This window comes from Halarcobacter ebronensis, from assembly GCF_013201825.1.
GTDB lineage: Bacteria > Campylobacterota > Campylobacteria > Campylobacterales > Arcobacteraceae > Halarcobacter > Halarcobacter ebronensis.
Genome location: NZ_CP053836.1, coordinates 327,865 through 342,337 on the forward strand (window position 1 = coordinate 327,865; position 14,473 = coordinate 342,337).

Annotated in this window: 12 protein-coding genes; 6 read left to right on the forward strand and 6 right to left on the reverse strand. The window is 27.0% G+C overall.

The window, feature by feature from the left end; translation table 11 throughout:
* The first annotated feature begins 4 nt into the window (after nt 1-4).
* Nucleotides 5-2,770, forward strand: coding sequence for a DEAD/DEAH box helicase (locus tag AEBR_RS01725; protein ID WP_129086186.1), 2,766 nt, complete (start codon nt 5-7; stop codon nt 2,768-2,770).
* On the opposite strand, the gene AEBR_RS01730 is transcribed toward AEBR_RS01725, so the two are convergent.
* From AEBR_RS01730 to AEBR_RS01740, 3 genes are all read right to left on the reverse strand, one after another.
* The gene (locus AEBR_RS01730) at nt 2,763-4,526 is read right to left on the reverse strand and encodes a sensor histidine kinase (protein WP_129086187.1); all 1,764 of its coding nucleotides are present in this window, start codon (nt 4,524-4,526) and stop codon (nt 2,763-2,765) included. The genes AEBR_RS01725 and AEBR_RS01730 overlap by 8 nt on opposite strands.
* Nucleotides 4,527-4,594: 68 nt before the next feature.
* Nucleotides 4,595-5,086: a nucleoside 2-deoxyribosyltransferase gene (locus AEBR_RS01735; RefSeq protein ID WP_129086188.1), complete on the reverse strand. Its 492-nt coding sequence runs from the start codon at nt 5,084-5,086 to the stop codon at nt 4,595-4,597.
* Nucleotides 5,083-5,430, reverse strand: a complete 348-nt coding sequence (locus AEBR_RS01740) for a nucleotide pyrophosphohydrolase (RefSeq protein ID WP_129086189.1) — start codon at nt 5,428-5,430, stop codon at nt 5,083-5,085. The genes AEBR_RS01735 and AEBR_RS01740 overlap by 4 nt, the downstream gene beginning before the upstream one ends.
* A gap of 58 nt (nt 5,431-5,488) precedes the next feature.
* Between AEBR_RS01740 and AEBR_RS01745 the strand changes: the two genes are divergently transcribed.
* Nucleotides 5,489-6,484, forward strand: coding sequence for a tRNA pseudouridine(13) synthase TruD (locus AEBR_RS01745; protein ID WP_129086190.1), 996 nt, complete (start codon nt 5,489-5,491; stop codon nt 6,482-6,484).
* 49 nt (nt 6,485-6,533) lie between these two features.
* On the forward strand, nt 6,534-8,015 hold the full coding sequence (locus AEBR_RS01750) for a sensor domain-containing diguanylate cyclase (protein WP_129086191.1): 1,482 nt from the start codon (nt 6,534-6,536) through the stop codon (nt 8,013-8,015).
* Here AEBR_RS01750 and AEBR_RS01755 read toward each other — a convergent pair.
* The 3 genes from AEBR_RS01755 to AEBR_RS01765 form a co-directional block, all read right to left on the reverse strand.
* A complete protein-coding gene (locus AEBR_RS01755) occupies nt 8,007-10,103 on the reverse strand; it encodes an ATP-binding protein (protein ID WP_129086192.1) in 2,097 nt (698 codons plus the stop codon). The two genes, AEBR_RS01750 and AEBR_RS01755, sit on opposite strands and share 9 nt — an antisense overlap.
* Before the next feature lie 102 nt (nt 10,104-10,205).
* On the reverse strand, nt 10,206-11,180 hold the full coding sequence (locus AEBR_RS01760; protein ID WP_129086193.1) for a hypothetical protein: 975 nt from the start codon (nt 11,178-11,180) through the stop codon (nt 10,206-10,208).
* Nucleotides 11,181-11,189: 9 nt separating this feature from the next.
* Nucleotides 11,190-11,771 (reverse strand): tetratricopeptide repeat protein, encoded by a 582-nt coding sequence (locus AEBR_RS01765; RefSeq protein ID WP_129086194.1) that lies wholly within the window; start codon nt 11,769-11,771, stop codon nt 11,190-11,192.
* Nucleotides 11,772-11,883: 112 nt separating this feature from the next.
* Here AEBR_RS01765 and AEBR_RS01770 point away from each other — a divergent pair, with 112 nt between their 5' ends.
* The 3 genes from AEBR_RS01770 (at nt 11,884) to purS (ending at nt 14,473) form a co-directional block, all read left to right on the forward strand.
* On the forward strand, nt 11,884-13,191 hold the full coding sequence (locus AEBR_RS01770) for a S41 family peptidase (RefSeq protein ID WP_420370930.1): 1,308 nt from the start codon (nt 11,884-11,886) through the stop codon (nt 13,189-13,191).
* Between the two features lie 12 nt (nt 13,192-13,203).
* Nucleotides 13,204-14,157, forward strand: a complete 954-nt coding sequence (locus tag AEBR_RS01775) for a phosphoribosylaminoimidazolesuccinocarboxamide synthase (RefSeq protein ID WP_129086196.1) — start codon at nt 13,204-13,206, stop codon at nt 14,155-14,157.
* Between the two features lie 70 nt (nt 14,158-14,227).
* Nucleotides 14,228-14,473: a phosphoribosylformylglycinamidine synthase subunit PurS gene (gene purS, locus AEBR_RS01780; protein ID WP_128981239.1), complete on the forward strand. Its 246-nt coding sequence runs from the start codon at nt 14,228-14,230 to the stop codon at nt 14,471-14,473.

Genomic DNA, 14,473 nt, shown 5'->3' on the forward strand with positions numbered 1-14,473 from the left:
TATTTTGAACCAACTAATTACAAATAGTGAAAACAGCAATTTTTTTAATCACTTGACAAAACTTCTTTTAGAGTGCAAATCCTTTATTTTTAATGTGGCATTTATAAACTATTCAGGGACTCAACTACTTTTAAACTCTTTAGAAGATTGCGAAAAAAGAGGAGTAAAAGGGAAAATTCTAAGCTCAACATATTTGGATTTTACTGATCCAAAGGCATTAGAAAAACTCTCTTTATTTAAAAATATAGAGATAAAAATCTTTGATTCTTCAAAATGTGGTTTTCATCCAAAAGCATATATTTTTGAGTTTGAAGATGAATATAGAGTTCTTTTAGGTTCTTCAAATATTACTGCAAGTGCATTTAAAACTAATATTGAGTGGAATATAAAAATCTTCTCTAAAAAAGAAAAGGAGTTTACAAAGAGGATTCTTTTTGAATTTCAATCTTTGTGGGAAGAGGCTATTAGACTAAATAAAGAGTTTCTAGAAGAGTATAAAAATCATAAAGAAAAAGAGATAAAAAGAGAGTTTTTTTATAGTTCTAAACCAAAAATAAATTTGATGCAAAAAAAGGCTTTAGATAGATTAACTTTTTTTAGAGAAAAGGGTGAAGATAAAGCTTTAGTTATAGCAGCAACAGGTACAGGAAAAACTTATCTTGCAGCTTTTGATGTAGCAACATTTAAACCTAAAAAAATGCTTTTTATTGTTCATAGAGAAAATATTCTAAAGAAGGCAAAAAGTACCTTTGAAACTATTTTAGAAGAGGCTAGTTGTGGATTATTAAGTGGTAACCATAAGCAGATAAATAGTAACTACTTATTTGCAACAATACAATCTTTAAGTAGTTGTTATGAAAGTTTTAAAAAAGATGAGTTTGATTATATTATTTATGATGAAGCCCACCATATAAGCTCTCCTTCTTATACAAAAGTAAGAGAGTACTTTAAACCAAAATTTCAATTAGGACTTACTGCTACTCCAAATAGAATGGATAACTCTTCCATATATGAACTTTTTGATGATAATATTGCAGCAAATATTGGACTGAATGAAGCACTTAAAGAGGATTTAGTAAGCTCTTTTCACTACTACGGAATTGCAGATATTAAAGCAATAGATTACCAAAGTATAGATATTGAAGATATCTCAAAACTTGCAAAACTATTGATGGTAAATAGAAGAGTAGAGTTTATTATTGAGAAGATGAACTTTTATGGAAACTCTGGAAAAAAGAGAAAAGTTTTGGGTTTTTGTGTCTCTAAAGAGCATGCTTTATATATGGCAGAAGAGTTCTCTAAAAGAGGAATAGAAGCTTTAAGTTTAACAAGCGAAGATAGTATAACAAAAAGGGAAGAGGTTTTAAAAAGAGTAGAAGATGATAAGGATTCTTTAGAAGTAGTATTTAGTGTTGATATCTTTAATGAAGGGGTTGATATCCCTTCAATTAATACAATTTTGATGCTAAGACCCACAAACTCTTCTATAGTATTTATCCAACAATTAGGAAGAGGACTTAGAAAATATAAAGATAAAGAGTTTTTAACTGTAATTGATTTTATAGGTAACCACAAAAAAAGTTTTTTAATTGCATTGGCGCTTTGTGGAAATAGAGTTTTAGATAAAGAGAGTGTAAAGTTCTCTCTTTTGAATAATTTTGCAAATTTTCAAAATACACATATTGTAATTGATGAGATAACTAAAACAAGGGTTTTAGAGCAATTAGATAATGAGAACCTAAGTAGTTTTAAATATCTAAAAGATAACTATATGAAGTTTAAATTGCAGCTAAATAATAAAATACCAATGCTTGAAGACTATTTTGAGTACAAAGAGTTAATTTCTGCTCTTCCTTTTATTGGTGAATCAAAATCTTATGTGGAGTTTGTAAATAGAGTTGAAGAGGATAAAAGTATAAAAACCATCTGCAAAGATGAGGCTTTCTTGAAATTTAGTAGATTTTTAGACTCCATGTTGCCTTTACGAAGAGTATATGAGTTTGCAATATTAAAAAGAGTAATACAAAAGGGAAGTTGCAGTTTTGTTGAAGCAAGAAGTGTAGTTAATAAATATCTAGATAATGTTGAAGAGCAAACCATAAAACACTCTTTTTCTTATTTAAATCAAAACTTTTTTGATATTTCTCAAAAAGAGAGATTTTTAAAGGTGGTTACTTTATCTAAAGATAAACTAGAGTTAACAGATGAAGCCAAAGCTATTTTAAAAGATCAGATAAAAAGTGAGTTTCTTTTAAATAGTATAAATTATGGTTTGTTAGTTTATGAAGAGGAGTTTGGTTCAAAAGATTTTAAACTTCCATTTTTAAAACCATATGAAAAATACAATATGCTTGAAATTGCTCTTTTATCAAATTTTGACAAAATTCATAGCTCCTTTAGGGGAAGTGGTTTTTTAAAATACAAAGATGACTTTTTTCTTTTTATAACTTTGGAAAAAGATAAATACTCAAAAGCCTCAGCTTATGTAAATACTTTCTCTTCAAAAGATACTTTTACTTTTGTTAGCAAACCTCTTATGTCTCAAGATAAAGGAGATGGTTATAGATTAATAGATAATAAAAAGCAAGGTGTAAATCTTCATATATTTGTTAGAAAATTTTCCCATGTTGATAAAAAAGTTCAAAAGTTTAGTTATTTAGGTTTAGCTGATTGTATTGAGTATAATGGAAATAAACCCATAAATACAATATTAAAGTTAAGAAAAGAGCTAAATGATGAACTCTTTGAAGAGTTTACAAAGGTTATTTAATCTCTTTTTTTAGAGGGATTATTATTTTAAAAAGTGCTCCATCTTTTATATTTGAAACAACAATTTTACCATGAAGATGTTTTTCAATTATTATCTTACTCATATATAGACCAAGACCTGTTCCTTGTGACTGATGTTTGGTTGTGAAGTATGGGTCAAATATCTTAGAGATAAGACTCTCTTCAATTCCTCCTGCATTATCTTCTATATAGATGTAACACTCTTTTTCATTTGAGTATTGAGAGATTTTTATCCAGCCTTCTTTTATTTGGTTTATTATTATGGCATCTTTAGCATTGTTTATAATATTTATAATAACTTGAGACAACTCTTCTGATATCATATGAATCAAAACTGGATTGTTATAATCGATCTCTTTTATAAGTTTTATATGATTGTTTTCTAAAGAGGATTGAACAATTTTTAAGCTCTCTTCAATTTTTTCTTGGATAAGAACCTCTTTTTCAACTCTTTTCTCTTTTATAAAATCCCTAAAAGTATCAATAGTTTTTGAGAGATATTTTGTATTTTCTACAATAATATCCATATTTTTAGAGATATCATCTTGATTTAAAATGCCATATTCATAGTTTAGTTTAATACCACTTGCAACAGTACTAATAGCACTTAGAGGTTGTCTCCATTGGTGGGCAATATTCCCAATCATTTCACCCATTTGTGCCATTTTTGCTTGTTCTAAAAGTTGTTGGTCTTTTTTTAGCATCTCCTCATTTAAACTCTTATCTTTTAATATTTTTATTCTTTGTTGAAGAAATAGAAGAGTCAAAGAGAAATACAAAATAATAAGTAAAGTTAAGATTGTATAGTGATTACTATTTATAAGATTTATTGTATTTCCTTTACTAATTAAAGAGATAAACCCTAAATACTCTTTTGTTAAAAGATGATGGATTGGAATTATTGTCACAATTGAATCTTTTTCATCTATAAAAATAGATGAAGCCTCTTTTTTTTCTCCTCTTTCATAGAGTACTTTAGAGATATCTTCTGAAGGTTTTATTTGGTTTATATTCTTTTGTGAATACTCTTTTAAATCTTCTAAAACCTCTTTTCTATGCAAGAAATTATCAAAATGAGCTCTTTGATAAGTGTTTGTATAGTTTAAAAACTCTTTGTCAAAATCTTTATTATAGATTATAAAATTACTAAAAACTTCATATTGATTCATTAAAGATGAGGTAATAGCTCTTTCGCTAAAAGTTAATGAGATAATTCCTAAAAATGTATCATTTTTAATAATTGGATAGGCAAACCTGTATCCAGAACCATATCTTCCTATTTCATAACTATATGTTGGAATTTTATTTTTTAAAACAAAGTTTATAGTCTCTCTTTTAGAACTAAGTTCCATTCCATAATCTAAAGGATCAAGCATTTTTAAAAAGATAGTATTGTCAGGAAGAATATAGTTTATACTTATAATATGTTTTTTCTCTAAAGAGTTAAATCTACTAATAGTTTGTAAATATAACTCTTTTCTTATACTGTTTCTCTCTTCAATGTTTTTTGATTGGATATCTAACAACTTTTCATCAACTCTTGTAAATCGCAAGAGTCCTGTAAAAATTACTTCTGATAGATCTTTATACTGTGACAATACACTATTATAGGCTTTTTCATAGTTTAAAGTTGTTTGTTCAAGGAATTTATCTTTACTATCTTTTACTATAAAATTTAAAGCTAGGTAGGTAATAAAAGAGAGAACAATAAAAAATATAAAATATTTCAATCTCAAAAAAAGAATATCTCTATTAGTATTTATGACTTTTCCTTATTTTAGGTATAAGATAAAGAAATATTTTATCATAAATGAGCTAATACTTTTTCAAAATCACCAACTACTATTTTTTTTATGGAACAAGAGAGCATTAGGTTTAAAGGGTAGTTGAAATCTTCTATAGCTTTGTTATTTAAATCATAATAACTTCCTGCTTCTTCTACTTTTTCTTCTGTAGAAAATTGGTCAATATAGTCTCCCTCTCTTTGCAAATAACCATATACCTCTTTTTTTAACCCTGCTGCATATCCACACTCCCAAACTGTGCCACTATCACACTCATAACCTCTAAAAGAGTTTAAGTTTGCAATTACAATATCACACTCTTCAATAAGTTTTTTATTTGCAATAAAAATATCTTGAGCTATTTTTTGTTTATCTTGATTAAAATCTATTCTGTTATCTAAAGGATAAAGTCCAATAAAACCATATTTTTTACAAAGATTTACATACTCTTTCCCTATTTGTATTGAATTTTTCTCAAACACATCAGGTCCAGCTATATAGATTTTTTTCATTTTTTCTTTCCATATTCTATTTTATTACCTTGCTCATCAAAGAGTGGGTATTTCTTTTCATTTAGTTTCATTTTTTCAATAATTGCCTCTTCTAAATCTATATTATAGTGCATACAGATTCTAATAAGATAGACTGCAATATCAGCAATCTCCTGTTTTGCATGCTCTTTTTTTTCACCTTCTAAATTTGCTGCTTGCTCAAAATCTAACCATTGAAAAATCTCTACAAGTTCTGAAGCTTCAACACTAAGAGCCATTGCAAGATTTTTTGGGTTGTGAAACTTTTCCCAGTCTCTTTGCGTAGAAAACTTATTAATAAGTGATTCAATCTTTTTCATATCCATTTTAAAGCCTTGTAATTAGTTTGTGAGTATAATACCAAAATTTAAAAAAAGAATAAAAATGAATAATAGAGTATTTATCCAAAAACATAAGCCTTTAACCTTTGATTTCTTTCAAAATAAAGATGATTTTATTGTTGAAGAGAATCCAATAAAATTTAGTGGAAGAGGGAATTTCATAGTTGCAAAAATTAGAAAAGAGAACTATGGAACTTGGGATTTAATAGAGAAACTATCAAAACAGTTAAAAATTTATGAAAATGAGATTGGTTATGCAGGGCTGAAAGATAAAAATGCAACAACAACCCAATATATCTCTATTCCTAAAAAATACTCAAAAGAGCTTAAAAGATTTAAGGCAAAAAATATTGAAATATTAGATACTGTTTTGCATACAAGTAAATTAAATATTGGTGATTTAGAGGGAAATAAATTTAGTATAAATTTGCATAAAGTTGAAGAAAAAGATTTGATAATTATTGAAAAACTTCTAAAAGAGATCTCTTTAGTTGGAGTACCAAACTATTTTGGTTATCAAAGATTTGGAAATGATGCATTAGAGAATATAGAGAAAGCAAAAGCTCTTATTTATGGTGATTTAGTAATAAGAGATAATAAAATGGCAAAGATGCTTATTAGTATCTATCAAAGTAGTTTTTTTAACTCTTGGTTAGCAAATAGAGTTTTACTAAGTGAAAACTCTTTTAAACTTTTTGATGGAGATATTTTTAAAGAGTATTCAAATAATAAACTATTTACAGCAAAAACAATTACTCAAGCCATACAAAAAGATTTTGAGCAAAAAAAAGTAGTGCCAACAGGATTACTTCCTGGTAGAAAAGTCTTTAGAAGTGTAAATAAAGCAAGAGAACTAGAAGAAAAATATGATGATTTGTATATTCAGGAAAAGGGTTTTAGAAGAGATGCTTTAGTCTATCCAAAAGAGATTTTAGTCAATTATAATAGGAAAGATAAAAAGTTAAATCTCTCATTTAGTTTACCAAAGAGTTCATATGCAACAGTATTAATAGAGAATTTAGCTAATAAAAATTTTTAAGTCAGTTTTCCTTTATTCAAATGTTATAATATTTTCTTAAGGAGTAAAATTGAATTTAAGAATACCCAAAAATCTACTATATTTAATATTTATTTATATTGTATTGGTTATTACCTTAGGAACAATTAGCTACAAATTTTTTATTAATGATTTTATAGATTTAGAAAAAACTCAAAATCAAAACAATTTAACATCACTTATAAAATTCATGGATACAGATTTGAAAAATCTTGCTGTAATAACAAATGATTACTCTAAATGGGATGAAACCTATGATTTTATTGAAAACAAAAATGATATTTATATTTATGAAAATTTTAGAGAAGAAAGTTCAACTTTGGATGATTTAGGAGTGGATGGATTTATTTTTATAAATAAAAATGGCGAAGTAATATATTCTAATTATAGTAAAGAATTTTACTCTTTAAAACTAGATAAAGAAGCATTTCAAAAAAATATTCTTCCAAAACTATCAGGTTTGGAAGAAATTTCAACCCTATTAAAATATGAAAATAGACTTCTTTATGCCTCAAAACAAAAAATATTAAGAAGTGATTTTAGTGGCAATGATAGAGGTTTTTTAATATCGGTTAAGTTTTTAAATAAACAAGTTTTAAAAAATGAAGTTAAATCACTCTTTGAAAAGTTGCAATTAGATAGGGAAAAGATTACCACTAACGTGACCAAAAATAGTATTTCAATAGGAGATCTTAAAAATATACAAATAATTACTGATTTGGATAACAAAAGAGTTATAAACTATATTGAACTCTATAATTATAAAGGTGAGTATCTATCTACAGTTCTTGTTTCTAATAGAAGTCAAATAATTGTTCAAGGTAACAGAACAATAAACATATTTAATACAATCAACTCTATAATTCTTCTTTTTGTTTTTATTGTTATTTATCAAAAACAGAAACTAATTCTTAGCCAAAATAGAGTTTTGAATAATAAGGTTGAAAAGAGAACTAGACAATTAACAAATGCTTACAGAAACTTGAAAAATAAAAACAGAGAACTTTATAAATTGGCACATACAGACTTCTTGACACAAATAAGAAATAGGGGGAATTTTTTTGAACAAAGCATTAAAAACTTAAAAAAATCAAATAGTGAAAATTCAACTTTTTCCGTAATAATGGTAGATATTGATCACTTTAAGAGGATTAATGATACCTATGGACACGATATAGGGGACAAAGTTTTATTAGAGTTTTGTGATATAGTGAACAAGATAATAGATAAAGATATGATATTTGGTAGATTAGGTGGAGAGGAGTTTGCAATCTCTATTAGCAAGTACAATGAAGAGGATGTTTATAAAATCTCTGAAAAGATAAGAGAAACTTGCGATAATACAAAAATCAAAATAAGTGAAAATATAGAAGTTGAATTTACTGTCTCTATTGGAGTTGTTTTTAAAGAGAACAATGAAGAGTCAATTGATTTAATTCTACAAAAAGTAGATAAACTCCTTTATAAAGCAAAAAATATAGGAAGAAATAGAGTTGTTAAAAGTTTAATTTAGTGGCAACTCTATTATAAATTTTGCTCCAAAATACTCTTTTGAGTTCCAAGTAAAATTTGAGTTTTTAACATTGAGTTTACCTTTAAAGTGTTTAGTAATAATCTCTTCACTCATATATAAACCAATTCCTGTTCCTTGAGATTTATATTTTGTTGTAAAATATGGCTCAAATACTTTTTCTATTGTATCTTTACCAATCCCTCCTGCACTATCTTGAAATGTAATCAAAATGGCATTTGATGTAATAGTTGATTCAACTAAAATGATTTTTTTCTCTGCATCTAAAAGATTAAATGCATCTATACTGTTATTAATAAAATTCAAAAAAACTTGTATAAACTCATTTTTATAGCCTCTAATTTTATACGAGTTGTCGTTAATTAGGTTAAAATCTATATTGTTTGTTTTTAGTTTTATACTAATAATTTTTAACAAATCTTCTACTGCTTCTTCCAATGTGAAAGTCTCTTTTGTATTGCTTTTTTTAAAAAAGTTTCTAAAATCTTCAATGGTTTGTGATAAAAAGTTTGAAGATTTAACAATAGTGTCAATCGAGTCATTAAAAAATTTGTCATCTAAGATGCCAAACTCTTTTTGTATTTTCATTCCAGAAGCAGCTGTGGTTATTGTAGATAAAGGTTGTCTCCATTGGTGGGCAATATTTTCTAACATCTCTCCCATTGAAGCCATTTTTGCTTGTTGGTAAAAAAGTTTTTGTTTCTCTTCATACTCATTTTGGAGTTTCAAATCTTCTGTAACATCTCTTAAAATACAGTAAATATACTCTTTATCACCAATATTAACTAAAGAGGCGTGTATCTCAATATCTTTTATCTCTTCGTTTGACAATTTATGTTTAATTACAAATCTATACTCTTCATTTTTTAATATTTTTTCAAAGATAAAATCATCTCCATCTGTTCTATTTGCATTAAAATCAAGGGTGGTAAAGGAAGTTATCTGCTCTTTTGTATAACCATAAAAATTTAGTGTTGATTTATTTGCATCATAGATTTTTTTTGTAATAGGGTCAACTAAGATTTTCATAACCTTTGAACCATCAAATATCTGTTTATATCTTTTGTTTAGTTGTTCTATCTCTTTTGTTCTTAAATTAACTTCCTCTTCTAGTTTTTCTGTATATTTTGCTTTGTTAAAATAGTAAAAAATTGTAAAAATCGCAATAATAATCAAAATAAGAAGATAACCAATAATTTTAATAAAGTTTTCTAAGTTGTTTATCTCTTTTGAAAAAACTTTATCATAATCTTGAAGAGTAAAGATATACGCCATATGCTCTTTTTTGAAATCGTATAGCTTAAAAAGGGTGATAAACTTATCATTATTGATTGTGTAGTTTTTAATGTTAAGTAGTTTATCTAAATTTTTATCCATAATTTCAAGTGCAGAATCTTTCGCATCTATATTTGCAACATAATACTCTTTGACAAATTTTTTAGTAAAAGGTTTTTTTATTTGATCTTTATACTTTTTATCAACTAAAAGTAGAAAATCTATACCTTTGTCTTGGAATTTATCTGCAATAGAATTGAATTTTGTAATTGTTTCAATAAAACCTTGAAACTCTCCTTCTTCATAAACAGGAATAATACTTTTAAAAGTAATATCAAAAATTCCAACACTAATAATGTTAGTGATTTTTGGATTTTTTATTAAATCTATTAACTCTTTTCTTTTAGAGAGTACATTATCTCCTACTTTTTCTGTCCAAGTTCTATATCTACTAACACCATTTTTATCCACAATGTGAATCCAAAGATGTTTAAAATTACTATTATTTTTTATTTCAGAAGATATATTTTTTAGTACTTCAAATTTTTTATTATCTCTTTGTGTAAAAAGAGTATTTTTTGAGGCAAACTCAGAGATGGCTAAGGCTATATTTAGAGTTGCTTTAGATTTGTCTTCAATTGATTGTTCAATCAAAGAGTTTATACTAGAAGCTAAAGCTTGGTGTTTGTTATCCATAATAGAATCAAGTTTTACTTTTAAAAAATAATTTATTGTGAAAAAAATTGGAATAACAATTATAAGTAAGATAAGCAGATATCTAAAACTATTTTTCATAATATTATTTTATCTAAAGATTAGTTAATAGTAGTTATTTAATGATTATTTTTTATATGAAGATTAAAAGAGAAGAGTTAACTTCTCTTTTAAAAAAGTGGATTATTTTAAAATGATATATTCGTTATCGTAATAGATTGTATCTCCAAGTGCTATTACTTTCTCTTCATTATTAAATCCAAAATCATAAATTTTTTCAGATTTAAAATCATTTGAAATATTTATCAAATATCCTTGAGATTCCAATGCATAAAGTGAACTACCATAAGCTAGTGCATAGATTTTTGCATATTTGTATTTTTTTCTATCCATAACATTTAAAGAGATATCAGTTTTGATAATTTGGCCATCAATTGTAGCTAAATAGATGTTAGTTCCTTTAGAGATAACATCTCTTATTGTATAATCCTTAACATTTAAAACTCCATCTCCAACAGAGATGATTTTATTTCTTGTAGCAGCAACAAGAGTATCATCAATTACATCAAGAAAAATTATATTGTTAAATTGTCCATCAGCATCAACAACAATATTTCTGATAATTTGATTTTTATCTTCAGCAACAACTATTATTTTCCCATCTAATGTAGGGAATAAAATAATATTAGTCATAAAATATGGATTTGCAATTCTTGTATCATTTACAAATGAGTGATTATAATACTCTTTTAAAAGAATTTTTTCACTATTTATATCATAAAGCTGAATTGAGTTATTTGAAAAAATCATTGCTAACTTGTTATCTTTTAATGAAGCAGCAACTACAACACCACCAGTTTTAATCACTTTTTTATCTATCATAATACTATCTTTATAGTTTGAAGTGATAACTTTATTATCTCCAATATTTAAAAAGTGATAATCTTCAGGAATAGTAAATGTTGAGAGTCCTCTTCTTGTGATAATCTCACCATTATCTAAAGTTGCACCATCTCTATTCATTGAGATAATGTCGCCTTTTAAATCCTCTTTAGTGTTGTCATAACTACCCACTGTATTTTCTGGTTCAAAATACTCTTTTTGAGAGCACCCTGCAAAAATAAAAATAGTGGTGATTAGAAAAATTAAATACTTCATTTGAATTCCTTATTTAGTTGCCAAGTAATGTTTTAATATATTTACTAAGTTGTTAACTTTAGAGTCTGTTGGAATTAACTTTAAAGTTGCTTTTGCATCTTCAAATTTACCATTTTCTGCCTCAAGTAATGCTTTGTTGAAAATTGCAAACTCTTTTAATAAAAAATCATTTTGCATAGAAACTGAATTTAACTCAGAAATACTTTTATCTTTAAGTGCTTTTTCGTATTGAACTAACTCTTTTAAAAATTTAACATCAACATTAGGAGTTTTCCCTTCTGCTTTTGTATTAAGATATTGTGCAATCTCATACAACTTTTCGTTTTTAGTTTTTAAAACTTCTAAAGCTTCACTATCTTTAGGGTTTTCTAAAACTTTATTGAACGCAATATTTGCTTCGTTTTTATTTGTCTCTTGAATATATTTTGTTATATAAAATCCAATTACAAGTGCCAGAACAACAACAATAGCTGCAACAATTAGCTTTTTGTTTCTTTTATAAAATCTCTCAATTTTTACAAAACTTTCAAGAAATTTCTCTTCGCTACTTATTTCATCTTTAACATAGTTTACGTTATCTTTAAGACTCATTTAAAACCCTCTAAAAAAATTAGTCAATATCATACAAAAAAAATCATAAAACCTTACTTTTATCTAATTTTTTATATAATACTACCTCTTAATAATAAATAAAAGGTTTATGATGAAAAAATTAAGCAAACTTTTTCTTATCGCATCATTAGTTACTCTTTTATCACAATCAGTAATTGCAAAAGAAGAGCAACAAGAAAACAATCAAAGTAGATTTGAATCACTTTCAAAATTAACACAAGTAATAGGTACAGTTGAAAAATATTATGTTGATGATATAAAACTAGAAGAGATAGTAGATAAAGCCTTAAAAGGTCTAATGCAAGAGTTAGATGCTCACTCTACATATCTTGATAAAAAAGCTTCAAAAGAGATGAGTATCCAAACCTCAGGTGAATTTGGAGGTTTAGGAATTACTGTTGGAATGAGAGATGCAGCTTTAACAGTTATTGCTCCAATTGATGATACCCCAGCATACAAAGCAGGAGTTGAATCAGGAGATATTATTCTTAAAATAGATGATAAATCAACACTTAATATGACACTTGATGAAGCGGTTTCTTTAATGAGAGGTAAACCAAAAACTTCAATTACCTTAACAGTTGTTAGAAAAGGTGAAAACAAACCAATCAAGATCGATATTGTTAGAGATATAATCAAAATCAAATCAGTGTTTGCAAAAACAATTGAAGATGAAAATATCCTTTATATCAGAGTTTCAAGTTTCGATAAAAACGTAACTGATAAAATGAAAGAAGCTATAAAAGCAAATCCAAAAGCAAAAGGTGTAATCTTGGATTTAAGAAACAATCCAGGTGGACTTTTAACTCAAGCTATTGGGGTAGTTGATCTATTTGTAGATAGTGGAGTAATAGTTTCTCAAAAGGGAAGAAATATTTCAGATGAAGAGAAATTTGAAGCAATCCCTGCAAATACAATTACACACAAACCTCTTGTTGTTCTTGTAAATGGTGGTTCTGCATCAGCTTCTGAAATTGTAAGTGGTGCACTTCAAGATCATAAAAGAGCAATCGTAGTTGGAGAGAAAACTTTTGGTAAAGGTTCTGTTCAAGCAATCTTACCAATAACAGCAGATGGAAAAGAGAATATTAAATTAACTATTGCAAAATATTACCTTCCAAGCGGAAGAACTATTCAAGCAACTGGAATAACACCTGATGTTGTTGCATATCCAGGAGCAGCTGTAAAAGAGAATGGTTCAGAGTTCAAAATAAAAGAAGCAGACCTAAAAAAACATTTAGAGGTTGAACTTCAAAAAGAGAATGGTACTAAAAAAGCAAAAAATACAGATGAAGATGATGAAAGTAACAAGGTTCTAACTAAAAAACAGATTGAAGAAGATAATCAAGTAACAGTTGGTCTTGCTATTTTAAAAAGTTTAATAATTGTTAACAAATAATTAGGAGATTAGATGAAAATAGGTGATATTGTAGAGCTTGGTCTTTGGCCAGAGTCAAAGAAAACTACATCACAAAAAGGTATTTCAGAGTTAGAAGAGTTGGGTTATAACCTATTTTATATTGGAAAAAATGCAGATCTTTATACTTGTCCAGGGGATGAGCCAAAGATATTATTAGTTAGAAGTGATAGATGTTCTGTATTTGATATTCCTTTAAAACTTGAAATTGAAGGTAAAGGTATTTTACAAACTGCTATCTCAAATAGCGGGGCAAAATTTGCAAAAGAGGCAGGTATTCGAACTGCAATTTTATCTGAGAATGTAGATGAATCATTAAGTATCTATCCAAGATGCCAGTTTATGGAACTTTGTAAACCTCTTGAAGCTGAGATTGATGGAGATGTAGTTCAATTTGAATTTATTTTTAGAAATTACTTAACAGGTTCTTTATTTGATGCTTGTCAAAGTGGAAATGATCCTTATGGATTAAATCTTCCAGCAGGATTACAACAGTGGCATAAATTTGAAACACCAATCTTTACTCCAACTACAAAAGGGGTAAAAGATATCCCTTTGAACTCTGCAAAAGTTAGAGAAAAATTCCCAGAAATTATTTCAAGTATGGAGAATCTTTTCAAAAAATTTACACAATTTGCTGAAGATAATGGCATTGTTGTTGTAGATACAAAATTTGAAATATTTATTAACTCAAAAGGTGAATGGGTTTTAGGTGATGAAGTTTTAACTCCAGAGAGTTCTAGATTTATTGCACGTGAAGATTTTGATAAGGGTGAATTTATCTCTATGGATAAACAAATTCTTAGAAATTTTGCAAAAGAGAATAACTGGAAAGAGAAAGCTAAAGATTTAAAACCAGGAGAAAAACTTCCTGTTGATGTTCCAGACTCAATTAAAAACAAAGTATTAGATGGTTATAGCACTATCAAAAGTAGATTAAGTAAATAGTTTAAAAGGACAAAAGCACCTAAAAGGTGCTTTTGGATATAATCGCAAAAATATTAACTGAAGGTAATGAATGAAAGCAATAGTAAATGTAGCATTAAAAAAAGGTGTTTTAGATGATCAAGGTAAAGCAACACACCACGCTTTAGATACATTGGGATTCAAAGATATTGTTAAAGATGTTAGAATTGGTAAACAAATTATCATGGAACTAAATGCGTTAAATGAGCAAGAGGCTAAACAAGAGGTTACAAAAATGTGTGAAAAACTTCTTGCTAATACAGTAATTGAAGATTATCAAATTGAGATTATAGGTTAA